Origin of the sequence: Actibacterium ureilyticum, assembly GCF_002285435.1 — a bacterium.
GTDB classification, from domain to species: domain Bacteria; phylum Pseudomonadota; class Alphaproteobacteria; order Rhodobacterales; family Rhodobacteraceae; genus Actibacterium_C; species Actibacterium_C ureilyticum.
This window is the reverse complement of record NZ_NSBT01000037.1, coordinates 153,535-177,105: the sequence shown is the minus strand read 5'-3', so window position 1 is coordinate 177,105 and position 23,571 is coordinate 153,535. Positions and strand designations below refer to the sequence as shown.

The following is a 23,571-nucleotide window of genomic DNA, read 5'->3' as shown; positions in this document are numbered from 1 at the left end:
ACTCGGAACCCCGCGAGCACTGCAAAAGGATTGCCCAGATGAGCGACCAGCCTGTCACCACAGCCGATATCGACCTGATCCAGCGGATCATCCCGCACCGGTATCCGTTTCTGCTGATCGACCGGGTGCAGGACATCGTCGCCAATGAAAGCGCGGTGGGCATCAAGAACGTGACCTTCAACGAGCCGCATTTCCAGGGCCATTTCCCCGGCGCGCCGATCATGCCGGGCGTCACCATCATCGAGGCGATGGCCCAGACCGCCGCCGTCATGGTGGGCGTGTCGCTGGACATGGCCGACCGCGATCTGCTGGTCTATTTCATGTCAATCGACAAGTGCAAGTTCCGCCGCAAGGTGGTGCCGGGCGATGTGCTGGAGCTGCACGTCAAGGCGCTGCGCGGGGGTTCGAAGATCTGGAAATTCGAAGGCACGGCCACGGTCGGCGGCGAAATGGCTGCCCAGGCCGAATTTGCCGCGATGATGGATATTCCGGCGGAGTGATCTGATGGCGATTGACCCTTCCGCGCGGATCCACCCCTCGGCCGTGGTCGAGGATGGCGCCGCCATCGGGCCCGACGTGACCGTGGGGCCGTTCTGTGTGATCGGACCGCAGGTGAAACTGGCCCGCGGGGTCGAGGTGAAAAGCCATGTCGTCCTGACCGGCCAGACCGAGATCGGCGAAGAGACGATGATCTTTCCCTTCGCCGTCATCGGCGAGATCCCGCAGGACCTGAAATTCAAGGGCGAGGATACCCGCCTGGTGATCGGCGCCCGCAACCGCATCCGCGAACATGTCACCATGAACCCAGGCACCGAAGGTGGCGGCGGCGTGACCCGCGTGGGCGATGACGGGCTGTTCATGGCCGGTTGCCACGTGGCCCATGACGCCCAGGTCGGCGACCGGGTCATCATCGTCAACAACGCCGCGCTGGCCGGGCATTGCATCATCGAAGACGATGTGATCGTCGGCGGGCTGTCGGGCGTGCATCAATGGGTGCGCATCGGGCAGGGCGCGATCATCGGCGCGCTGACCATGGTGACCAATGACGTGATCCCCTTCGGTCTGGTACAGGCCCCGCGCGGCAAGCTCGATGGTCTGAACCTGGTGGGGCTGAAGCGCCGTGGCGTGCCGCGCGCCGACATCACCGCGTTGCGCGCCGCGTTCCAGATGCTGGCCCAGGGCGAGGGCGCGTTTCAGGACCGCGCCCGCCGGTTGGGCGAGGAAACCGAAAGCGCCTATGTCCGCCAGATCGTGGCCTTCGTGACCGGCGAAAGCGACCGCTCTTTCCTGACGCCGGAGTAACCGATGCCCGCGCCCAAGACCGCCATCATCGCCGGCAAGGGCGCGCTGCCCGCATATCTGGCCGCGCGGCTGCAGGCCGACGGCACCGATTTCGTCATTGCCGAGGTCGAGGGGTTTGCGATGGACAACCCCGCCGGTCTGCCAGTGGAACGGTTCGCCATCGAACGGCTGGCGCTGCTCTTCGACCGGCTGCACGATCTGGGCGTCGCACGCGTGGTCTTTGCCGGTGCCGTGGCGCGCCCGCGCCTGAACCCCGAGCTCATCGACCCCAAGACCGCGATGCTGCTGCCCGCGATCCTGCCCGCGCTGCAACAGGGCGACGATGCCACCCTGCGCGCGGTCATCGGGCTGTTCGAGGATGAGGGCTTCACCGTCACCGGCGCCGACGCCATCGCGCCGGACCTGCTGCCCGATGCGGGCGTTCTGACCAGGGCGCAACCCGATGACCGCGCTCGCTCGGACGCGGCCCGCGCCGCCGATATCGTCGCCGCCCTGGGCGCGGCCGATGTGGGGCAGGGCGCGGTGGTGGCCGGTGGCCTGTGTCTGGCGGTGGAAACCCTGCCGGGAACGGACGCCATGCTGGCCTGGGTGGCTGGCCTGCCCGAACGCCCGGTGGGCGGGGTGTTCTACAAGGCGCCGAAACCGGGACAGGACCGCCGCGTCGACCTGCCCGCCATCGGGCCGGGCACCGTGGCGGCGGTCAAGGCCGCGGGGCTGGCGGGCATCGTGATCGAAGAGCGCGGCGTCATGCTGCTCGACCCCGCCCAAACCATCGCCGACGCCGATGACGCGGGCGTCTTCCTGTGGGTGCGCCGCCCATGACGCGCCTATTCCTGATCGCGGGCGAACCGTCGGGCGATGCGCTCGGCGGGGCACTGATGGCGGGGCTGAACGAACTGGCCCCGGGGGCGGATTTCCACGGCGTCGGCGGCCCGCTGATGCAGGCGCAAGGCCTCGACAGCCTGTTCCCGATGGACGAGCTCAGCGTGATGGGCCTGGTCGAGGTGCTGCCGCGCTATCGCCAGCTCACACGCCGCATCCGCCAATGCGCCGATACGGTGCTGGACCTGAAACCCGATGCACTCATCACCATCGACAGCCCCGATTTCGGCCTGCGTGTCGCCCGCCGGGTCAAGGCCGCCAGCGATTTCCGCACCGTGCATTACGTGGCCCCGACGGTCTGGGCCTGGCGCCCGGGCCGTGCCGCCAAGATGGCGCAGGTGATCGACCAGGTGCTGGCGCTTTTCCCGTTCGAGCCCCCCTATATGGAGGCCGAGGGCATGCGCTGCGATTTCGTGGGCCACCCGGTCGTGGCCCAGCCGCATCCCGACGCGGCCCGGATCGCGGCCTTCCGCGCAAAGCACAGCCTGCGCGCCGATGAACGGACCCTGCTGGTGCTGCCCGGATCGCGCCAGGGCGAGGTCGCGCGCCTGGCCCCGATCTTCGGCGCGGCGCTGCGCCCGGTGCTGGCCCGCCACCCCGGCCTGCGCGTGGTGGTCCCCGCCGCCGCACCCGTCGCGGATCAGGTCCTTGCGCTCACGACATCCTGGCCCGGTCAGCCCATCGTGCTGGACCCGCGCAACCAACCGGACCCCGCGTACAAAGCTGCGGCCTTCCACAGCGCGCATCAGGCGCTTGCGGCGTCCGGCACGGTCTCACTGGAGCTGGCCCATGCGGCCACACCCATGGTCATCGCCTATGACATGAACTGGATCAGCCGCCACCTGATCCGCCGCCTGCTGAAAATCGACACCGTGACGCTGGTCAATATCGTCACCAACACCCGCGCCGTGCCCGAATTCCTGGGCGAGGCGTGCCAGCCAGAGCCCATCGCCGATGCGCTCCTGTCGCTGCTCGACGACCCCGCCGCGCGCCAGGCGCAACTGGATGCCGCGGCCCAAGCCATGACGCTGCTGGGCGCGGGCGGCCCGCCCCCCGGCCTGCGCGCCGCCCGGGCAGTGCTGGACGGCCTGACCGCCTGATCCCTTCTTCTTGGTCGAAATACTCCGGGGGTCCGGGGGCTGGCCCCCGGCCTGCGCCCTCAGCCGCCGCGCGGCTGCAATCTGGTGACCCCCACCGCCGCCGCCCGCGCCAGCGCGGGATCCAGCGACATCGGGATATACTCGCCCCGCCGCCACAGCTCGCCCAGATCATCATAATGCCGGCTCAGCGGATGGCCCGATTGCCCGGTCGATGTGATGAAGACCGAACTGTCGGGATCGGCGAAATCATAGACCCCGCGATAACCCGCCCCATGCACATTGGCAAAGGGCGTGGGATCCACGCCGCTGGTCACACCGCGCATCAGCGTATTGTCCCCGCCGCTGGTCGACTGGCGGATATTCACCACCCAGCGCAGCAACGGGATCTCGCCCAGCACCGGATGGTCATGCAGCGCCTGATGCGCATCCCCCCAACGCAGCGCGGTCAGATCCCCGCCATAGGTCCGGTCGATCCACAAAAGTGCCTCGTCCAGCGAAATGCGCGCGGCATCGGCACAGGTCTCGACCTCGGTCGATTGCACGATATCGCACCAGGCCGCCGCACCATCGATGTCGCGGAAGACCCGCTCGATAAAGACCGGCTGCAGATGCGAGAATTCATCTGCCAGCGGGCCCAGATCGTCGCGGATCAGGCGCTGCTGCAGATGGCGCATCCAGGCGGCATAGATCAGCGGCTCGGGCATATGCTCGTTCATCTCGCCGTTCCAGTTCGCCAGCAGCTCCAGCGCGTCCTGGCGGTGCTGTTCGGGCGTGCCGTCGGCGGCGGGCGTGTCGGAATACCACAGGTCCCGCGCCACCAGCGGCAGAAGCGACCGCGCGGTGAAGCTGACGGTGTCCAGCTGCGCCTCGATGAAACTGTCGCGGGTGTGCACCTCGCGGTTCTGCATCAGCCGCTGCCAGCGCTGGATGCGCTGCGTATCGCCCCATTCGAAGCTGACATGCAGCGGAAAGGGCCGGTCGATCACCTTGTTGTTGGTATTGCCCACGATCCCGCCTTCGGGGTCCAGGAACCGCGGATTGGCGCTGTAATTCTGGATGCCCTGCCAGCGGTTCTGCGCCAACCAGCCGGGGCTGGGCAGGCGGCCCTGGCTCTGGTGCCGCGCGGCCCGGCGCGGCAGCGCGCCCACGGTCTGCATCGCGATCCGTTCGGCGTCGATCACCGTCAGGTTCTGTGACGGCGCGGTGAACAGTTCCCCGGCTTCCAGTGCGGCGTCCACATCGCCCGCCCGCATCAGCCGCATCCCGGCGGTGACGGCGGTGTCCTGCGCGCTGAGCACGGTCCAGGACAGCGCGGCCACATGCCCCTTGGGCGTGATCGAGCCGATGTCGTAATGGCTGCCGGGCAGCACCGGGCCGTTTTCGGTCCAGCGCAGGGTCAGGGTCAGCGGCTCGCTATCGGCCACGTTGATGATGCTCTGACGGCTGCGAAAGGGCTTGTAGCCTTCGGGCGTCAGGTATTCCTGGCCGTTGTCGGGGTTCAGCTGTTCGATGAACAGGTCCTGATCGTCGGCATAGGACGATGTGATCCCCCATCCCAGCCGCGCGCTGCGCCCCACCAGCACCAGCGGCAGGCCGGGGATCGTGCCGCCGATCACGCCGCCCGATTCCAGCTCCAGCCGCGCCAGATACCAGATCGACGGCGCGGTCAGCCCCAGATGCGGGTCATTGGCCAGAAGCGTGCCACCGGCGGCCGAGCGTGACGGCGCCGCCGCCCAGCCGTTCGAGGCGCCCGCAAAGGCGCGCCGCTTGAAGGGCGACAGCGGGTCGTCGTCGATCTGCAGCGCGGCAAAGCTGCGCTTCACCCCGGGCACAAGGCTGGCATAGTCGGGCAGGGCGGCCACGCCCGCCCCCGGCACATCGGGCAGGATATCGGCCAGCCGCGCCTCGGGCAGGGCCAGCGACAGCCGCGCGCGCAGCACTTCCTCTTCCAGGTGCGAAGACAGCTGAAGCCCCATCAGCTTGACGATGGCGATGCTGTCGGCGGGCTGCCAATGAGCAATCTCGGGCGGAAAGATGAAGAATTCCGGCGCGCCACGGCCCATCGCGCCCTCGTTCACGCGGGTGATCCAGGCGTTCACGCCCTTGGAATAGGCCTCCAGTGCTGCGCGGGTCGGGGCATCCTGCGCCTCGACCGCCTGAATCGACAGGTTGTACAGATCCAGCCGCCGCAGCAGCTCGTCGATCTTGACCGTCCGGCGCCCGAACAGCTCCGACAGGCGCCCCTGCGCGGTGCGCCGCATCATGGTCATCTGCCACAGCCGGTCCTGCGCATGGGCAAACCCCAGCGCAAAGAACACGTCCGCGTCGGTTTCGCCAAAGATATGCGGCACGCTGGCATTGTCGCGCACGATCTCGACGGGCGCGGTGATCCCCGCCACGCGATGGGTCTGGCCATAATCGGGCAGGGAGCGCGAGGCCAGGTAATAGACCCCGAACACCGCAATCGCCCCCAGCACGACCAAACCGGTAAAGATCCGCACCAGCCAGCGAAAGACAGTCTGCATTCCAGCCCCGTTATTGACGGCTTCATCAGAGCCGTTCATTAAAACCTAGCGCAAGGCGATGCAAACACATGGGAGGTTGTGATGGCAAGAACGGCGTTTCTGGGCCTGGGGGTAATGGGATACCCGATGGCGGGACATCTGGCGGCGGCGGGCCACCAGGTGACGGTCTATAACCGCACGGCGGCCAAGGCACAGGCCTGGTGCGACAGCCACAAGGGCGATCACGCCGCCACCCCGGCCAAGGCGGCCGAGGGGGCGGAATTCGTGCTGTCCTGTGTGGGCAACGACGACGATCTGCGCGGCGTCTGTCTGGGGCCGGACGGGGCCTTTGCGGGCATGTCGCCCGGCGCGATCTTTGTCGATCACACCACGGTGTCGTCGGCGGTCACGCGCGAATTGCACCAGGCGGCGGCCGAAAAGGGCATCGGCTTTGTCGATGGGCCGGTTTCGGGCGGGCAGGCGGGGGCCGAAAACGGGGTCCTGTCGATCATGTGCGGTGGTGACGCGGCCCATTTCGACGCCGCCCTGCCGGTGATGGAGGCCTATGGCCGCACGGTCAAACGGCTGGGTGACAGCGGCGCGGGGCAACTGACCAAGATGGTCAACCAGATCTGCATCGCCGGGCTGGTTCAGGGCCTGTCCGAGGCGCTGAATTTCGCCGACAAGGCCGGGCTTGACGGCAAGGCGGTGGTCGAGGTGATCTCGGGCGGGGCCGCGGGCAGCTGGCAGATGGCCAACCGCTACGAGACCATGATCGACGACAAGTTCGACCATGGCTTCGCCGTCGACTGGATGCGCAAGGATCTGGGCATCTGCCTGTCCACGGGCGACGAGGTCGGCGCCGCGCTGCCCGTCACCGCGCTGGTCGATCAGTTCTATAAGGACGTACAGGCGATGGGCGGCGGCCGCTGGGATACCTCCAGCCTGATCAAGCGGCTCAGGGCGTTGGGCTAGGTCACCCCGCCCACATCCGCTTGAGCGTCCCGTCGCGTTGAAGCAAGGCGCGGACCAGCACGCCGCCCAGATGCAGCGCGATGGCCGCAACCAGCAGCTTCGCGGTCAGGCCGTGGATGATGAAACCGGCCTTCTCCCACCCCTCATCCACGGGCGCGATGGCGGGCAGGGTCCAGCGGTTGAAGATCACGGTGTCGATGCCCGTGGCCGAACCGGCGACCCAGCCCGACAGGGGCATGGCGATCAGCAGCACATAGAACCCCTTGTGCACCAGCGCGGCCAGCCGGTCCTTCCACGCCGTGCCCGTGGGCAGCGGGCGGGGCGGGGCGGTGATCCGGTGCCAGACCAGCCGCAGCCCGGTCAGAGCCAGCACCGTGATCCCCAGCGTCTTGTGCAGCCCATAGTATTTCAGCAGCGCCAGCGAAAATTCCGAATAGGCCAGCCAATAGCCGACCCCGATTGCCGCCAGCACGATCAGCGCGGTGGCCCAATGCAGGGCGCGGGTCACGGGGCCGAACCGGTCGGGGGTATTGCCCAGGCGCATGATCAGCCCCCGATCCGCATCTTGGCCTTGATCGACAGCCGCACCTCGTCCCCGGCCAGGTCCGACCAGCCATCGGCCTCGAATTCGGCGCGCGACAGGCTGCCGGTCAGCTGCACCAGAAGCCGGCTGACATCATCCGCCGCCGTCCCCTTGGGGCGGAAGAGCTCGGCCGTGAACCGGGCCGGGCGGCTGACCCCGCGCACGGTCAGGGTGCCATCCACGATCGCGCGGTCGCCATCCCGTTGAAAGCGGGTGCTTTGAAAGGTGATCGTGGGGTATTTCTGCGCCCAGAGCACTTTCTTGCTTTTCATGCCCTGGCTGGCAAACGGAAAGCCCGCCCGCGCGCCGCGCACATCGACCACCACGGTGGCAGTGCTGTTTTGCAGCCGGTCCAGGTCCAGCACGATATCGGCATCGGCAATGGGCATGCTGCCGCGCACCTCGTCCTGGCCCAGCGACCAGCTGAAACCGACGCTGCTGTCCTCTTTCTGGAGCGCATAGGGTTGCGGGGCCGCCACCGCCGGCAGGGCCAGCACAAGCAGGGTCGACAGGATGGCAAAGGTCTTCATCTGAAATCTCCGTTCGGGTTGAAATGACATGGGGGGCGGACCCCCTTGCCGGTTCAACGCGCCAACGGGCGGAATAATTCGAAACACGTTGGCGTCAGCCCCGCGCGAACGCGGTTGCATCCGCCCGCCCGCCGGGGCATGGTCACGCTGTTCTCAGGGCGGGGCGGAATTCCCCACCGGCGGTAAGCAGCGTGTTCTGCAAGCCCGCGAGCGCCTTCATCGTGAAGGGTCCAGCAGATCAGGTGCAATTCCTGAGCCGACGGTTACAGTCCGGATGAAAGAGAACGTGCAACCGGTCCGCGTCCTGCGGGCTTTTTGCATGTGATCGCCTTGGGTGACGTGTCGTTACGAAAGGAGATCACCATGACACCCACCCGATATGCCTTTGTCAAAGCCAACTGGCATTCCGAAATCGTCGACCAGGCGCTGGTCGGCTTTCAACAGATCATCCCGGCCGAACAGGTGGACGTGTTCGATGTGCCGGGCGCGTTCGAACTGCCGCTGATGGCGCGCGAACTGGCGGCGACGGGCCGCTATGGCGCGGTCGCGGCGGCGGCGCTGGTGGTCGATGGGGGGATCTATCGCCACGATTTCGTCGCCCAGGCGGTGGTCAGCGGCCTGATGCAGGCGGGGCTGGAAACCGGCGTGCCGGTGCTGTCGGTGTCGCTGACGCCGCATCAGTTCCAGGAAACCTCGCACCACCTGGCCATCTATCGCGAGCATTTCGTGCTGAAGGGCCGCGAGGCCGCCGATGCCGCGCTGATGGTGGGCAAGACGCGGGCCGCTTTGGCCGCGTGATCGTTGCCCCGGTCTGAAAACGAAAACGCCGCGCAGGTTGCGCGGCGTTATGCGTTCTTTAGGAATAGATCGCCTTACGGGATGATCCGGCTGTATTTCGTGCCCTCGACCGAGGCACCGGCCAGCAGCCCCGCCTGACCGAAGACCACGGCCACAACCGGGTCCAGCGCGGTCAGGGTCTCGGCGCTGACATTGCCGCCCTCGTCGTTCAGCGCGTATTCCAGATCGGCACCCGCCGACCAGCCGGGCGAGCGGCGGAAGGTGCTCAGCGCCTCGGCCGTCATGAAGAACAGCGCGTGCGCGTATTGCTGCGCGCCGATCTGCAGGCCAAAGCTCGCCTGGGTCGCGGAATAGTAATCGACCGTCACATCATTGATCCGCAGCGCGCCGCGGCCATAGGACCCGCCGACGCCAAATCCGGCCTCGGTGATCAGCGGCATCCACAGGATGCCCTGCGCCTTGTTCGACAGATCGACCGTGCCGGGATAGCGGCTGAACAGGAAATCGCGGGTGCTGTCGACCCGCGCGTCGATCCGCGCGCCGCCCTGGCTGCCGACACCGTTGCCGCAGGCCGCGGTCAGCGCGGTGGTTGCGCCTGCTGCCATAAGAAAAGACCGCCGTGAAAACGTGCTCATGGATATGCCCTCTGACTATGCCTCTGGATTCGGCCTTGGTGGCCGTTTTGTCCATGTATAGTGTCTTATCCCCGCTATGTCATCAGGTGTTGTGTCCCTGCGCGGCGCATTGCGCGGCCCTAGCCCCCGGCCAGCATCCGCGCCACGCGGGGCGCGTAGTAGGTCAGGATGCCGTCACAGCCCGCGCGTTTGAACGCCAGCAGGCTTTCCAGCATCACCTTGTCGCCATCGACCCAGCCATTCTGCGCCGCCGCCATCTGCATCGCGTATTCGCCCGACACCTGATAGGCATAGGTCGGGACGCCAAAGGTCGATTTCACCCGGTGGCAGATGTCCAGATAGGGCAGGCCGGGCTTGACCATGACCATATCGGCGCCCTCCAGCAGGTCGCGTTCGATCAGGCGCAGCGCCTCGTTCGAATTGGCGGCGTTCATCTGATAGGTGGCCTTGTCGCCCTTCAGCGCGCCGCTGGCGCCCACCGCGTCGCGGAACGGGCCGTAAAAGGCGCTGGCATATTTCGCCGCATAGCTCAGGATCGCGACATTGGGGTGGCCTGCGGCCTCCAGCGCGGTGCGCATGGCGCCGATACGGCCATCCATCATGTCGCTGGGGCCCAGGATATCGGCTCCGGCCTCGGCCTGGGCCAGCGCCATCTTGACCAGCGCCTCGACGCTTTCGTCGTTGATCACCTCGCCATTGCGGACGATGCCGTCATGGCCATTGGCGTTATAGGGGTCGAGCGCGATATCGGTCATCACCGCGATGTCCGGCACCGCGGCCTTGATCGCGCGGGTGGCCCGGTTCGACAGGTTGTCGGGGTTCCAGGCCTCTTCGCAGGCCTCGGTCTTCAGGCTCGGCTCGGTATAGGGAAAGAGGCAGATCGCCGGGATGCCCAGATCGGCGGCCGCGCGCGCGGCCTCGACCGCCTTGTCGACGCTCAGCCGGTTCACATCGGGCATCGACGGCACCGGTTCGACCACACCCGTCCCCTCGCGCAGGAAGATCGGCCAGATCAGGTCGTTGGTGGTCAACGTGATCTCGCAGGTCAGGCGCCGCATGGCATCGGATTTGCGCACACGCCGGAAACGCGCGGCGGGAAAGGCGGCAACAGTGGGTCGCATCGGTTTGTCCTTGTGATCCGTTTGCATTTGGGTACACGGGGAGGGGTGTGCGGAACAAGGGTGGGATTTCGCCGCACCGCGGTATAGGCTGCCGCAAAACGACGAAGACAGGGACAGCGCGTGGACTGGTACGACACCGTATTTGAGCTGATTGACATGCGGTCTTTTTCCAATCTGTGGTATTGGATCGCGCTTGCGGTGGTCTGGTCTTCGGCCTCGCACTGGGTTCTGGGGGTGCCGTTCGACATGGTCCAGCGCGCCAAGCGCCAGGGCGGCCAGGCCGAGATCGACTTGATGGACCTGACCCGCGTGAACGTGAACCGCATCCTTTACATCAACAGCATCTCGGGGCTGTGGATCCTGGGCGTGGTGTGCTGCCTGCTGACGGTGCTGTTCGGGGTCGGGTTCTTCTATGGCGTCGAATTCTGCCAGGCGGTGTTTCTGCTGGCCTTTCCGATGAGCATGGTGGGCCTGCTCAGCGTGCGCACCGCGCATATCCTGCGCCATCGCGCGCCCGACCTGAGCGGGATGACACGGATCATGAACCGGCACCGGTTCATCACCCAGGTGATCGGCATGCTGGCGATCTTTTCCACCGCCGTCTGGGGGATGTGGCAGAACATGTCGGTCGGGGCGTTGGGCGGTTGACTTCTGCCGGTTGCCGGGCCAGTTGACCGCGCATGACCGGAACACAGCATATCACCATCGGCGGCGCGCCCGAGGGGTTCGATGCCCGCCTGCTGGCGCAGGAACTGGCCAAATCCGGCGGGCCGGTCTGTCATATCGCGCGCGATGACAAGCGGCGGGCCGCGATGCGCGCGGCGCTGGCGTTTTTCGCCCCCGACGCGGTGGTGCTGGAATTTCCCGGCTGGGATTGTCTGCCCTATGACCGCGTGTCGCCCAACCCGGCCGTGTCGGCCGCGCGGATGGCCACGCTGGCGGCGCTGGTCCATGGGGTGCCGGGGCCGTTCATCCTGTTGACCACGCTGTCGGCGGCGACCCAGAAGATCCCGGCGCGGGACCTGCTGCGCGACGCGGCCTTCAGCGCGCGCGTGGGCGGGCAGATCAACGAAGAAACGCTGCGCAACTTCCTGGTGCGCATGGGCTTTTCGCAATCGCCCACGGTGATGGAGCCCGGTGATTATGCCGTGCGCGGCGGCATCATCGACATCTATCCCCCCGGCGGTGACGGTCCCGTCCGGCTGGACCTGTTCGGCGATGAGCTGGACGGGCTGCGCCGGTTCGATCCGGTAACCCAGCGCACGACCGAGACGTTGCAGACCATCGATCTGGCCCCGGTATCCGAGGTGATCCTGGACGAGGCCGCGATCACGCGGTTCCGCCAGAACTATCGCATCGCGTTTGGCGCGGCGGGCACCGACGATCCGCTGTACGAGGCCGTCAGCGCGGGCCGTAAGCATCAGGGGATGGAGCACTGGTTGCCGTTCTTTCACGACCGGCTGGAAACGCTGTTCGATTACCTGCCGGGCGCGTCGGTCTTTCTGGACGATCAGATCACCCCAAGCCGCCTGACCCGGTGGGAGGGGATCGAGGATCAGTATCAGACCCGCCTGCATGCGCTGGAACAGAAGAACCGCGTCGACACGGTCTATAAACCCTGCGCGCCGGGGCAATTGTACCTGGACGATGCCGCGTGGGAGGCCGCCGTGGCGGGCCACCGCGTGCTGCACCTGAACCCGCTGAAACAGGCGACCGGCCCCGGCGTGATCGACGCGGGCGGGCGGATCGGCCGCAATTTCGCGCCCGAGCGAAAGCTGGAAAGCCTGAGCCTTTTCAGCGTTCTGAAAGATCATATTGAAGCACGCCGGGCCGAGGGGCCGGTGATTGTCGCCTCATACTCCGACGGGGCGCGCGAACGTCTGACGGGGCTGATGGAGGATGAGGGGCTGGCCGGCGTCACCCCGATCCGCGATATCCGCGATGTGGGCCCATCCGGCGTGCATCTGGCCGTCTGGTCGCTGGAACACGGGTTCGAGGGCCCGCAACTGACTGTGATCTCGGAACAGGATGTGCTGGGCGACCGGCTGATCCGCGCGCCGCGCAAGAAGCGCCGGGCCGAGAATTTCCTGACCGAAACCCAAACGCTGTCGCCGGGCGATCTGGTCGTGCATGTGGAACACGGGGTCGGGCGGTTCACGGGGCTGGAAACCGTCACCGCCATGAACGCCCCGCATGAATGCATCGCGCTGGAATATGCGGGCGGCGACCGGCTGTTCCTGCCGGTGGAAAATATCGAGCTGCTCAGCCGCTATGGCCAGGACGAGGGGCTGCTGGACAAGCTGGGCGGTGGCGCGTGGCAGGCCAAGAAGGCCAAGCTGAAGGAGCGCATCCGCCAGATCGCGGACAAGCTGATCCGGGTGGCCGCCGAACGCGCGCTGCGCAAGGCGCCGATCCTGGAGCCGAACCATCACATGTGGGAAGAATTCGCCGCCCGCTTCCCCTATGAAGAGACCGAGGATCAGCTTCAGGCGATTGCCGATGTGCTGGGCGATCTGGCGCAGGGCTCGCCGATGGACCGGCTGGTCTGCGGCGATGTGGGCTTCGGCAAGACCGAGGTCGCGATGCGCGCGGCGTTCGTGGCCGCCATGTCGGGTGTGCAGGTCGCGGTCATCGCGCCCACCACGCTGCTGGCACGGCAACATGCCAAAAGCTTTGCTGACCGGTTTCGGGGTTTTCCGTTGAAGGTCAGGCAGTTGTCGCGCTTCGTTAGCGCGAAAGAGGCGACAGAGACCCGCGCGGGCCTGGCCGATGGGACGGTCGATATCTGTATCGGGACCCATGCGCTGTTGGCCAAGAACATCAAGTTCGCCAATCTGGGCCTGTTGATCGTGGATGAGGAACAGCATTTCGGTGTGTCCCACAAGGAACGGCTGAAACAGCTGCGCTCGGACATCCATGTGCTGACCCTGACCGCCACGCCGATCCCGCGCACGCTGCAGATGTCGCTGACCGGGGTCCGGGATCTGTCGATCATCGGCACGCCCCCGGTTGACCGTCTGTCGATCCGCACCTTTGTCAGCGAGTTTGACACCGTCACCATCCGCGAGGCGCTGCTGCGCGAACATTATCGCGGCGGGCAGAGCTTTTTCGTCGTCCCGCGCATCAGCGATCTGCCCGAGATCGAGGCCTTCCTTCGCGATCACGTCCCCGAGGTCACGTTCATCACCGCCCATGGCCAATTGGCGGCGGGCGAGCTGGATGACCGGATGAACGCGTTTTACGACGGCAAGTACGACGTGCTGCTGGCCACGACCATCGTCGAAAGTGGGCTGGACATCCCGACCGCCAACACGATGGTGGTGCATCGCGCGGATATGTTCGGCCTGTCGCAGCTTTACCAGATCCGGGGTCGCGTGGGGCGGTCCAAGACGCGCGCCTATGCCTATCTGACAACAAAGCCGCGCAAGCCACTGACACCGCAGGCAGAAAAGCGGTTGCGGGTGCTCGGCTCGCTCGACACCTTGGGCGCGGGTTTCACGCTGGCTTCGCAGGATCTGGACATTCGCGGCGCGGGCAACCTGGTGGGCGAGGAGCAGTCGGGCCATGTGCGCGAGGTGGGCTTCGAGCTGTACCAGTCGATGCTGGAAGAGGCGATTGCCAAGATCAAGGCGGGCGAGCTGGAGGGGCTGTCGGACACCGACGACCAATGGGCGCCGCAGATCAACCTGGGCGTCCCCGTCCTGATCCCCGAGGACTACGTGCCCGATCTGGACGTGCGTCTGGGATTGTACCGCCGCCTCAGCGGGTTGCAGAGCAAAGTTGAGCTGGAAGGTTTCGCCGCCGAGCTGATCGACCGCTTCGGAAAACTGCCGAAAGAGGTCAACACGCTGCTGCTGATCGTGCGGATCAAGGCGATGTGCAAACGCGCCGGGATCGCCAAGTTGGATGGCGGCCCCAAGGGGGCCACGATCCAGTTTCACAACGACAAATTCGCCTCGCCCGCCGGGCTGGTCGAATTCATCCAGGCGCAGAACGGGCTGGCCAAGGTCAAGGACAACAAGATCGTCGTCCGCCGCGACTGGGCCAAGGACAGCGACAAGATCAAGGGCGCCTTTGCCATCGCGCGCGATCTGGCCGAAAAGGTCGTGGCCGAGAAGAAACAAAAAGCCGGCGCCTCCTGATCCCTACAGGAACCGCACGGACACGCCGCCATCGACCGACAGCGCCGCGCCGGTGACGAAGGACGCGGCATCCGATAGCAAAAAGGCCGCCGCCTGTGCGATCTCGTCCGGTTGGGCCAGCCGTTTCACCGGGTGCAGACCGGCGATGAAGGCATGGGTTTCGGGGTCGTCGCCCGCCGTCGCGGTCAGCGTGCCGCCGGGCAGGATCGCGTTGATGCGCAGCCCGTCGCCCGCGTGATCCACCGCCAGCGACCGCATCAGCCCCACCAGCCCGGCCTTGGCCGCGGCATAGGCGCCCATGCCGGGCATCCCGCCATTGTCATTGCCGACGAAGGAACTGGTGAAGACGATGGCGCCATTGCGGCTTAGCGCCGGGATCTGCGCCTTGGCCGCGAAAAACGCGCTGGTCAGGTTGGTGTCCAGCACCCGGTGCCAGGTCTCGGCCGTCATCGCGGGCAGGGGCGACATGTCGCCCACCGTTCCGGCATTGTTGAACGCACCGTCCAGCTGCCCAAACGTCTGCTGCGCCAGATCGACCAGTGCGGCGGCGTAATCGGCGTCGCACACATCGCCCGCCAGCACGACGGCGCGGCCGCCATCATGGTGGATCTGCTGGGCGATCTCGTCCAACAGGGGTTTGCGCCGGGCGCCCAGCACCAGGTTGGCGCCCTGTCGGGCGAAAAGCCGCGCGGCGGCGGCGCCGATGCCGCTGCTGGCGCCGGTGATCAGGATGGTCTTGTCGGTCAGGGTCATGGTCATGCCTTTCTGCGTTGCATGACCCGACCAAAGACGTGATGGCCCGCGCCGCGCGACCCGTTTCCTGCGCTGAATATGCCGCGCGGGGGGCAAAGGCGCAGGTTCCGGGTCAGATGTCAGATGGCGGGGCCGCTCACACGCTCCAGCCGCGCCATGCGCCGGATCAGCACGAAGCCCAGCACCGCACAGGCCAGGATCCCGGCAGCCAGCGGCACCGGCGTGCCGTCAAAGGCCAGCCCGATCGGGATCGCGATGACCACCGCCATCACCGTGGCGACCGAGCTGATGACCGACGCCGCCATGCCCGCGATATGGCCCAGGGGCTCCATCGCCAGGGCGTTCAGATTGCCCAGCGTCAGCCCGACCATGAAGAAAAGCGAGATGTTCCACACCACCCACAGGGCAAACCCCGCATCCCCCGGCAACAGGTCCAGCCCATAGACCGCCAGCGCCAGCCCCGACAGCACGATCTGTGCCCCCAGCGCCAGCGTGATCAGGTAGCGCATCCCCAGACGCACCACCAGCCGGGCGTTGATGATGCTGGCGCTGGACGCGATCAGCGCAACGAAGCCGAACCACAGCGGGAAGCTGTCGGCGCGCCCGAAGGTGATGTCATAGACCTGTTGGATGGTGCTGATGGTCGAAAACAGGATGCCCATGCACAGGCCCTGCACCAGGATCGACAGCCGCACCATGGGCAGGCCGAAGACCTCGGCGATGGCGCGGGTCAGCTGGCCCAGCCGCAGCGGGCGGCGGCGTTCGGGCGGCAAGGTCTCGGCCTGGCGCAGCGCCAGCCACAGCGAGGTAAGCGCCGAAAACAGGATGAAGACCGCGAATATTCCGCGCCAGCCGGTCACCAGCAGGATCGCGGCGCCGACACTGGGGGCAAAGGCGGGCACGATGGCAAAGATCAGCATGACCAGAGAGATCAGCTGCGCCATCTGCCGCCCGGAATACAGATCGCGGATGATCGCCATCGCCACCACCCGGGGCCCGGCAGCGCCGATGCCCTGCACGAAGCGGGCAAAAAGAAGCAGCTCCAGCGAATTGGCGAGCGTCGCCGCCAGCGCCGCAACGGTATAAAGCGCAGCCCCGGACAGCAGCACGCGCTTGCGCCCGAACGTGTCCGACAGCGGACCGGTGACGAAGGTGCCCAAGCCCATGCCCAGCACGAACAGCGTCAGGATCAGCTGCGCCTTGTTCGGCGCGTCGGGCGTCAGCGCCTGCGTGATCTCGGGCAGGGCGGGCAGCATCGCGTCGATGGACAGGGCGATGGTGGCGAACAGCATCGCCATCAGAGCGATGAACTCTGGCTTGGAAAGACGGTCGGGCATGGTGAGGATCCGCTAGGGGCGATCCATCCGCCCTAACATGCGCGCAGGCGGACTACCACCCCGTATCAGACGGTTTTTCTGTGCGTCAATGCACGGTGGAATCTGTGGGTGTCTTGGTGCGGATCTGCTCGGTGATCTCGTCGATGGCCTGCAGCCACAGATCGGTGGGCTGGGCACCCGACAGGGCGTGCTGGTTGGCGACGATGAACATCGGCACGCCGCCCACGCCGCGCTGGCGGGCATGGGCGTCACGGGCGCGGATATCGGCGCTGTCGGCGTCGCCCTGCAACAGGCGGCGCGTGGCGTCGACATCCATTTCCGCGTCAGTCGCAATCTGAAGAAGAACCTCCAGATCGCTGATATCCAGCCCTTTTTCGAAATATGCGGCGAAGAGGGCCGAAACCACCGGGGTTTGGCGCCCCTCGATCCCCGCCCAGTGGATCAGCCGGTGCGCGTTCAGCGTGTTGGGCGTGCGTTCGATGGCGCCCAGGTTCAGCATCAGCCCGTCTTCCTCGGCCGCATCGGCGATCTGGCCATAGACCCGCACCGCGCCCTCCTTGCCGCCGAACTTTCCCTCGAGATACGCGCGGCGGTCCATGCCTTCGGGCGGCATGTCGGGGTTCAGCTGAAAGGGGTGCCATTCGATGGTGAACGGGTGATCGGGCCGCTGCGCCAGCGCGCGATCCAGCCGCGTCTTGCCGATATAGCACCAGGGGCAGATCGGGTCGGACAGGATATCAAGCTTGACCATGCTGGCCCTCATACTCCTGGCGGATGCGCCGCCGGTTCAGTTTGTTGTTCGCGCCCTTGGGCAGGCTGTCCAGATGCACGAACAATCGGGGTTGTTTGTAGCGCGCCAGGCAGCTTGCGGCAAATTCCGACAGGGCCGCATCGGTCAACTTTTCGCCAGTATAGAAGGCCGCGATGACGGTCGTGTCGGCCTTGACCGTGATTTCGGTCGCCGCGACCTCGTGGATCTGCGGGTGTTTGCACAGCGCCTGTTCGACCTCGACCGGTGAGACACGGAAGCCGCCGGCGTTCATCATGTCGTCGCTGCGGCCCAGATAGGCGATGGCGCCGTCGGCGCTCATCTCGACCATGTCGCCGGTCAGGAACCAATCGCCGTGAAAGCGCGCCTTTGTTTCCGCTTCCGCCTGCCAATAGCCCAGCATCAGCCCCGGATCGCTGGCATGGATCGCCAGTTGACCGGGTTCGCCGCGCGGGACAGGCGCGAAATCGGGTCCCAGCACCGCGATCCGGCGGCCCGGCTGCGGATAGCCCGAGGCATGGGGCGGCGCGGGGCGGTCGGGGCTGCCCGAGATGAAGGTGGAACACTCCGACATCCCCAGCGCCTCGAAAACCATGGTGCCGCTGGCGTCGTTCCAGCCCTGGCGCACGGCATCGGGCAGCTTTTCACCCGCCGACAGCCCGTGGCGCAGTTTGGGCAGCGACAACGCCGGGTTCGACTTCAACATCTGCCGGTAAACGCCGGGTGCAGCAGCAAAAATCGTCGCGTCATAGCGTTTCAGCAGCAGCGGCAGGGTCGCCGCGTCGACCCCATTTGCCGGGATCAGCGCGGTGGCGCCGATGGCCCAGGGGTCCAGCAGGCCGGTGCCCAGCGTATAGGTCCAGTTGAACGCGCCCGCATGCAGCAGCCGGTCATCCGGTGTCAGCCCGTACCAGCCCTGCCACATCATCCGCCGCGCCCAGACGGCGCGATGGGCGTGCATCACGCCGCGCGGCTGGCCCGACGTGCCCGAGGTATAGACGATATAGGCCAGCCGGTCGGGATCGCCCATGACCGGCGTGGCGGGGGGATGGTCGAACCACCCCTCGAACGTGGGGCTGTCGATCACCTGTGCCCCCGGCGCATCGGGCAGGGGCACACCGTCGCCCGCGATGACCAGCGCGGGCTGCAACTCATTCGCCAGTTTGGTGATTTCCGGCGTGGTCAGCTGCGCGGCGGTGGGCACGGGCACCAGACCGGCGGCGATGGCGCCCAGAAACGCGATGGGGAAATCCACCGTGTTGGCCAGCCGCAGCAGCACCCGCGCGCCGGGCTGCAGATCCATCGCCTGCATCGCGCCGGCCACGCCCATCACCGCCCCGCGCAGGCGGCCATAGCTCCACCGTTCTGACTTGGCGGGGCCGACAATGGCCAGCGCGATCTTGTCGGGGGTCACATCGGCCTGGGCCAGCACATAGGCGGCCAGATTGAACGCTGCGGGGCAGGGCGGTTGCGGGGTTGGGTCGGTCTGAGACAGCATGGCCCAGTGCTAGGCAACGTCCCCGCCAGTTGCAAGAGCCGCGCGCGGGCAGTATCAGCAAGGGCATGAACGAACGCGAACAACCCAGCCTGATCCGGTTGGCGCTGGAATCGGATACCGACACCCGGGTCGAGCCGCTGGACCTGGGCAAACGCGTGCGCGATTTGCGCATGTCGCGGGGCTGGACGCTGGAACAGGCTGCCGGTCAGGCGGGGTTGGCGCGTTCGACCCTGTCGAAGATCGAAAACGGCCAGATGTCGCCCACCTATGAGGCGCTGAAGAAGCTGGCGACGGGGCTGGAGATTTCGGTGCCGCAGCTGTTCACTCCGCCGAAAAAGGGTCAGGTGAACGGTCGGATGGCGGTCACGCGGTCGGGCGAGGGGGGCGCACACCCAACCGCCACCTATGAGCATGAAATGCTGGCCGGGGCGCTGACCAAGAAGGCGATGCTGCCCTATCGCGCGCGCATTCGGGCCCGCAGCATGGAGGAGTTCGACGGCTGGGTCCGCCATGACGGCGAGGAATTCCTGTATGTGCTGACCGGGGTCATCCGGCTTTACACCGAATTCTATGAACCGATCGAGATGCGCCGGGGCGACAGCGCCTATTACGACGCGGCGATGGGGCATAACGTGGTGTCGGTCTCGCCCGAGGATGCGACGATCCTGTGGGTGACGTCGCTGGGGTGATGCCACGGGAATGCCCCGATGCGGCGCCAGCCCGGCCACATTCCGGCATTAACCTGTCCTGACATGCCTGAGGGGTGACAGAGATGGGCTTTTTCCGCCGCAAACCGCGTGCGCGGGTGCTGAAGAACGGGGCGCAGGACGAGGTGTTCGTGCATTGCGCCACCGATACCGTGACCGATGCCGCTTGGTGGGGCGATCTTTACGCATTGGTGCACGGGCTCAGCGATGGTGACAGGTCGACCTTTGCCGCCGCGCTGAAGGCCAGCGAGCGGGGCGACAGCGCCACCCTGCTGACGGTGCCCGACACGGTCACGAACGAGCTTTGGACCCGGCTGACGCTGCTGGGCTATTTCGATCCCGCGCCGATCCCCGACAACATGCAGAACCTGCCGATCACCCCGGCGGCGCATGTGCTGACCGCCTTTGGCGCCGATCGCGGGCGCTGGTTCATGGCGGGCGCACAGGCGCTGATGAACGATCTGGGCGGCGAACCGGGCCGCGTCACCCGTTTTGCCGACGCGTTCCTGCGGCTGGACAAGCTGCATCAGGGGATCCGTATGGAAAATCTGAACCTGCTGCGCGACATGCTGTTTCGCAACGAGCAGGGGTTGCAGGCGGCGGGCAATCAGGCGTTTGCCGCGATCCTGCAACGCTATGCCAAGGTGGGCGCGGTCCGCCAGGTCGACGAGGACCGCTGGGACGTGACCGCGGCGGGCGCGATGATCGGGCCGTTCATGCTGGACCGGATCGTGTCGCGCCGCCAGCGGCCGCTGCACTGATCACGCGGCGGGGAACCAGTGTCGGGTGCGGTTGGCAAACCACACCAGCGACAGCATGACCGGCACCTCGACCAGAACGCCCACGACCGTGGCCAGCGCCGCGCCCGAATGCAGCCCGAACAGCGATATCGCCACCGCGACCGCCAGTTCAAAGAAGTTCGACGTGCCGATCAGACAGGCCGGCGCCGCGATCCGGTGCGGCAGCGCCATGCGCCGCGCGGCGACATAGGCCACGGCAAAGATGCCATAGCTTTGCAGGATCAACGGGATCGCAATCAACACGATGGCGCCGGGATTGCGCAGGATCGTTTCGGCCTGAAACCCGAAGAGCAGCACCACCGTTGCCAGCAGCCCGATGGCCGACCAGGGCTTCAACCGCGCCAGCAACCCATCGAGCGCGCCGCTGTTGCGTGCCTGAAGCCGTGCGCGGGTCAGCGCGCCCGCCACCAGCGGCAGCACCACATAAAGCAGCACCGACAGCAGCAGGGTCTGCCACGGCACGGTGACATCGGATATCCCCAGCAGGAACGCGGCGATGGGCGCAAAGGCGAAGATCATGATCAGATCGTTCACCGACACCTGCACCAGCGTATAGTTCGGATCGCCCTTGGTCAGCTGGCTCCAGACGAAGACCATCGCGGTGCAGGGCGCCACACCCAGCAGGATCATGCCCGCGATATATTCACCCGCAGTCTGCGGATCGACCATCCCGGCAAACAGCACCCGAAAGAACAGCCAGCCCAAAGCGGCCATGGTAAAGGGCTTGATCAGCCAGTTCACCACCAGCGTCAGCACCAGCCCCTTGGGCGATTTGCCCACATCCTTGATCGCGTTGAAATCGACCTGAACCATCATCGGATAGATCATGACCCAGATCAGCACCGCGACCACCAGGTTCACATGCGCGACCTCCAGCCCCGCGATGGCCGCGAACAGCCCCGGCGCCAGATTGCCCAAGGCCATCCCGGCCAGTATGCACAGACCCACCCAGACAGACAGATAGCGCTCGAAAACACCCATGCGCCCGACTCCCTGGCTCTGTTGCGCTAGAACGTGTCGCGCACGGTGCGCGCCCCGGCCGAGATATCCTTGCCGATACCTTCAACGGTCGAACAGCCCGCCAGGGCCAGCAATGCGCATGTGATCAGCAGTTTCTTCATTCTTCATACCACCAGACATCGGGCTGAAAGCCGATAAAGTCGCCGTAAATCGGGATGCGTTCGGGATAGCGCAGCTGTTTGACATGGGCAATGCGCGCCACGGGCTGATACCAGATCGGGATCACATAGCGGCCCGTGGTCAGCACCCGGTCCAGCGCGCGGGCGGCGGCGACGAAATCCGCGTTGGTCTGCGCCTGCAGGATGGCGTCGATCATCGCCTCGGCGGCGGGGCTGTCCATGCCCATCCAGTTCAGCGTGCCGGGTTCGGTGACGCCTTCGCGGCCCCAGTAAAGCTTCTGCTCGTTGCCGGGGCTCAGCGACAGGCCGCGTTCATAGAAGGTCATGTCGAAATCATAGGCGTCGGTGCGTTCCTTGTACTGCGCACTGTCGACGGTGGTGAAGACCGGCGTGATGCCCGCGCGTGTCAGCGCGTCGATATAGATGTCGACGATCCGGCCATATTCGGTCTGCGACTGTTTCAACAGGATCTCGAACCGCAGCGGCTTGCCCGCGGGCGTCTGCAACTGGCCCCGGTCGTTGATGGTGAACCCGGCCTGCTGGAACAGGTCCAGCGCCTTGCGCACGTTGCGGCGGTTGCGCAGGCTGCCATCGCTGACCGGCAGGGCATAGCCATCCAGCGCGCCGGGGGGCAGGGTGTCGGCAAAGGGCGCCAGAAGCTCCCGCACCCGCCCCTCGGCCGGGCCGGGGCGCATCGCAAGCACCGAATTGGCGTAATATGACGTGACACGCGGCAGCGCGCCGTCGTTCAGCGTGTCGTTGATGAATTCGAAATTGAACAGATGGATCAGCGCCGACCGCACCCGCCAGTCACCGAACGGCGCCCGTCGGGTGTTCATCACGAAGCCCCAGATGCCCGACGGGCGCTGATGCGGGATTTCGGATTTGACCACCGCCCCGGACCGCACCGCCGGAAAGTTGTAATTGTCATTCCACGCGGCGCTGCTGGTTTCGCGGTTTGTAGTGATCTCGCCGGCCTTGAACGCCTCGAACATCACATTGGCGTCGCCAAAGAACTCCATCCGGATTTCGTCCAGGTTGTTCGTCCCGCGCCGGAAGGGCAGGTCCTTGCCCCAGTAATCGGGATTGCGGCGCAGGGTGACATGGCGCCCGGCCTCGAACCCGTCGATGACATAGGGCGCGGTGGTGATGGGGATCTGGTTCAGCCCGCTTTGCGCGAAATCGGTCCCTTCCCATTGCGCCTTTTTCAGGATGGGCCGCATGCCGATGATCAGCGCCAGCTCGCGGTCGGGCTCGGCAAAGGTGAAACGCACCGACCGTTCGCCGGTCTGTTCGGCCCGGGTCACCCGTTTCCACGCGCCGTGATAGCGCGGATGCCCGACCGTGCCGAGCGTTTCATAGGACCACAGCACATCTTCGACCGTGACCGGCGTGCCATCGGAAAACCGCGCCTCGGGGCGCAGGGTGAATTCCACCCATTCCCGGTTCGGGCCGGTTTCGATCGTTTCCGCCAGCAGGCCATAAAGCGTGAACGGCTCGTCATAGCTGCGGCCCATCAGGCTTTCATAGGCCAGAAACCGCAGCTGCCACGGCACCCGCCCCTTAAGGATATGCGGGTTCAGGCTGTCGAAACTGCCGACCTCGCCCGTGACGATCCGCCCACCCGTCGGCGCATCGGGATTGGCATAGGGCAGGGCGGTGAAATCGGGGGGCAATGCGGGTTTCCCGTACATTGCTATTCCGTGCATCGGTTCGGCGGCCGCGAATCCCTGAAAGAGAATCACCCAAATGGCGACGATTCGCGCGGCACGCCGCGCGTTGGTTTTCAGGCACATCACGACCCGACTCCTCAAACCCCTTTATTCTTTGACGCAGACACTATGGCGGCTTGTCAGGCTTTTCAAACTTTTAGCTTGGACGCAGGCGGTGGATTGCGTATAAAGAGGTCACTGCTCGATAGGTTTCTTGCCTGTATGAAACCTGCCTCAATAACTTAACGCCGGCTTCGCGCCGGCGTTTTTTTTGGGCAGTTTCA

The 23,571-nt window shown here is 66.1% G+C and carries 22 protein-coding genes and 1 riboswitch; of the genes, 10 read left to right on the top strand and 12 right to left on the bottom strand.

Going from position 1 to position 23,571, the window contains the following annotated elements; genetic code table 11:
• Nucleotides 1-38 precede the first annotated feature (38 nt).
• From fabZ to lpxB, 4 genes are read left to right on the top strand one after another with little or no spacing between them, the layout of a single operon-like run.
• Nucleotides 39-500 (top strand): 3-hydroxyacyl-ACP dehydratase FabZ, encoded by a 462-nt coding sequence (gene fabZ, locus CLM60_RS13755; protein WP_095589711.1) that lies wholly within the window; start codon nucleotides 39-41, stop codon nucleotides 498-500.
• 4 nt (nucleotides 501-504) lie between these two features.
• Complete coding sequence (gene lpxA / locus CLM60_RS13750; RefSeq protein ID WP_095589710.1) at nucleotides 505-1,302, top strand: acyl-ACP--UDP-N-acetylglucosamine O-acyltransferase; 798 nt, start codon at nucleotides 505-507, stop codon at nucleotides 1,300-1,302.
• A gap of 3 nt (nucleotides 1,303-1,305) precedes the next feature.
• On the top strand, nucleotides 1,306-2,124 hold the full coding sequence (locus tag CLM60_RS13745) for an LpxI family protein (protein ID WP_095589709.1): 819 nt from the start codon (nucleotides 1,306-1,308) through the stop codon (nucleotides 2,122-2,124).
• On the top strand, nucleotides 2,121-3,284 hold the full coding sequence (lpxB, locus tag CLM60_RS13740; protein ID WP_095589708.1) for a lipid-A-disaccharide synthase: 1,164 nt from the start codon (nucleotides 2,121-2,123) through the stop codon (nucleotides 3,282-3,284). Before CLM60_RS13745 ends, lpxB begins: the two co-directional genes overlap by 4 nt.
• A gap of 59 nt (nucleotides 3,285-3,343) precedes the next feature.
• Here the strand turns inward: lpxB and CLM60_RS13735 are convergent, their stop codons facing one another.
• A complete protein-coding gene (locus CLM60_RS13735) occupies nucleotides 3,344-5,809 on the bottom strand; it encodes a penicillin acylase family protein (RefSeq protein WP_095589707.1) in 2,466 nt (821 codons plus the stop codon).
• A gap of 81 nt (nucleotides 5,810-5,890) precedes the next feature.
• On the opposite strand from CLM60_RS13735, the gene CLM60_RS13730 reads away from it, so the two are divergent.
• Nucleotides 5,891-6,763 carry an NAD(P)-dependent oxidoreductase gene (locus CLM60_RS13730; RefSeq protein WP_095589706.1) on the top strand — a complete coding sequence of 291 codons (873 nt, stop codon included), beginning with the start codon at nucleotides 5,891-5,893 and terminating at the stop codon, nucleotides 6,761-6,763.
• Nucleotide 6,764: 1 nt separating this feature from the next.
• Here CLM60_RS13730 and CLM60_RS13725 read toward each other — a convergent pair whose 3' ends face one another.
• Nucleotides 6,765-7,307, bottom strand: coding sequence for a cytochrome b (locus CLM60_RS13725; protein WP_095589705.1), 543 nt, complete (start codon nucleotides 7,305-7,307; stop codon nucleotides 6,765-6,767).
• Between the two features lie 2 nt (nucleotides 7,308-7,309).
• Entirely contained in the window at nucleotides 7,310-7,876 is a 567-nt protein-coding gene (locus CLM60_RS13720; protein WP_176473881.1) for a YceI family protein, read from the bottom strand.
• Nucleotides 7,877-8,021: 145 nt separating this feature from the next.
• Nucleotides 8,022-8,166: riboswitch (FMN riboswitch) on the top strand.
• Nucleotides 8,167-8,239: 73 nt separating this feature from the next.
• On the opposite strand from CLM60_RS13720, the gene CLM60_RS13715 reads away from it, so the two are divergent.
• Nucleotides 8,240-8,674, top strand: a complete 435-nt coding sequence (locus tag CLM60_RS13715) for a 6,7-dimethyl-8-ribityllumazine synthase (RefSeq protein WP_095589703.1) — start codon at nucleotides 8,240-8,242, stop codon at nucleotides 8,672-8,674.
• Nucleotides 8,675-8,748: 74 nt separating this feature from the next.
• On the opposite strand, the gene CLM60_RS13710 is transcribed toward CLM60_RS13715, so the two are convergent.
• Together CLM60_RS13710 and hemB are read right to left on the bottom strand one after the other, a co-directional pair.
• Nucleotides 8,749-9,309 carry a lipid-binding SYLF domain-containing protein gene (locus CLM60_RS13710; protein WP_095589702.1) on the bottom strand — a complete coding sequence of 187 codons (561 nt, stop codon included), beginning with the start codon at nucleotides 9,307-9,309 and terminating at the stop codon, nucleotides 8,749-8,751.
• Nucleotides 9,310-9,428: 119 nt separating this feature from the next.
• Nucleotides 9,429-10,430 (bottom strand): porphobilinogen synthase, encoded by a 1,002-nt coding sequence (gene hemB / locus CLM60_RS13705; protein WP_095589701.1) that lies wholly within the window; start codon nucleotides 10,428-10,430, stop codon nucleotides 9,429-9,431.
• 120 nt (nucleotides 10,431-10,550) lie between these two features.
• Between hemB and CLM60_RS13700 the strand changes: the two genes are divergently transcribed.
• Complete coding sequence (locus tag CLM60_RS13700; RefSeq protein ID WP_095589700.1) at nucleotides 10,551-11,078, top strand: component of SufBCD complex; 528 nt, start codon at nucleotides 10,551-10,553, stop codon at nucleotides 11,076-11,078.
• A gap of 32 nt (nucleotides 11,079-11,110) precedes the next feature.
• Nucleotides 11,111-14,572, top strand: a complete 3,462-nt coding sequence (gene mfd, locus CLM60_RS13695; RefSeq protein ID WP_095589699.1) for a transcription-repair coupling factor — start codon at nucleotides 11,111-11,113, stop codon at nucleotides 14,570-14,572.
• Nucleotides 14,573-14,575: 3 nt separating this feature from the next.
• Here the strand turns inward: mfd and CLM60_RS13690 are convergent, their stop codons facing one another.
• The 4 genes from CLM60_RS13690 to CLM60_RS13675 form a co-directional block, all read right to left on the bottom strand.
• Complete coding sequence (locus CLM60_RS13690) at nucleotides 14,576-15,325, bottom strand: SDR family oxidoreductase (RefSeq protein ID WP_095590703.1); 750 nt, start codon at nucleotides 15,323-15,325, stop codon at nucleotides 14,576-14,578.
• A 119-nt stretch (nucleotides 15,326-15,444) separates the two neighbouring features.
• Nucleotides 15,445-16,662, bottom strand: a complete 1,218-nt coding sequence (locus tag CLM60_RS13685) for a multidrug effflux MFS transporter (protein WP_095589698.1) — start codon at nucleotides 16,660-16,662, stop codon at nucleotides 15,445-15,447.
• 85 nt (nucleotides 16,663-16,747) lie between these two features.
• Entirely contained in the window at nucleotides 16,748-17,413 is a 666-nt protein-coding gene (locus tag CLM60_RS13680) for a DsbA family oxidoreductase (protein ID WP_095589697.1), read from the bottom strand.
• Entirely contained in the window at nucleotides 17,400-18,929 is a 1,530-nt protein-coding gene (locus tag CLM60_RS13675) for a class I adenylate-forming enzyme family protein (protein ID WP_095589696.1), read from the bottom strand. Before CLM60_RS13675 ends, CLM60_RS13680 begins: the two co-directional genes overlap by 14 nt.
• 65 nt (nucleotides 18,930-18,994) lie before the next feature.
• Between CLM60_RS13675 and CLM60_RS13670 the strand changes: the two genes are divergently transcribed.
• Complete coding sequence (locus CLM60_RS13670; RefSeq protein ID WP_095589695.1) at nucleotides 18,995-19,618, top strand: helix-turn-helix domain-containing protein; 624 nt, start codon at nucleotides 18,995-18,997, stop codon at nucleotides 19,616-19,618.
• A gap of 83 nt (nucleotides 19,619-19,701) precedes the next feature.
• Nucleotides 19,702-20,397 carry a hypothetical protein gene (locus tag CLM60_RS13665; protein WP_095589694.1) on the top strand — a complete coding sequence of 232 codons (696 nt, stop codon included), beginning with the start codon at nucleotides 19,702-19,704 and terminating at the stop codon, nucleotides 20,395-20,397.
• On the opposite strand, the gene arsB is transcribed toward CLM60_RS13665, so the two are convergent.
• From arsB to CLM60_RS13650, 3 genes are read right to left on the bottom strand one after another with little or no spacing between them, the layout of a single operon-like run.
• Nucleotides 20,398-21,417: an ACR3 family arsenite efflux transporter gene (gene arsB / locus CLM60_RS13660; protein WP_095589693.1), complete on the bottom strand. Its 1,020-nt coding sequence runs from the start codon at nucleotides 21,415-21,417 to the stop codon at nucleotides 20,398-20,400. It lies immediately after the preceding gene.
• A 26-nt stretch (nucleotides 21,418-21,443) separates the two neighbouring features.
• Nucleotides 21,444-21,557 (bottom strand): entericidin EcnA/B family protein, encoded by a 114-nt coding sequence (locus CLM60_RS13655; protein ID WP_095589692.1) that lies wholly within the window; start codon nucleotides 21,555-21,557, stop codon nucleotides 21,444-21,446.
• Complete coding sequence (locus CLM60_RS13650) at nucleotides 21,554-23,371, bottom strand: extracellular solute-binding protein (protein WP_095589691.1); 1,818 nt, start codon at nucleotides 23,369-23,371, stop codon at nucleotides 21,554-21,556. Before CLM60_RS13650 ends, CLM60_RS13655 begins: the two co-directional genes overlap by 4 nt.
• Nucleotides 23,372-23,571 lie beyond the last annotated feature (200 nt).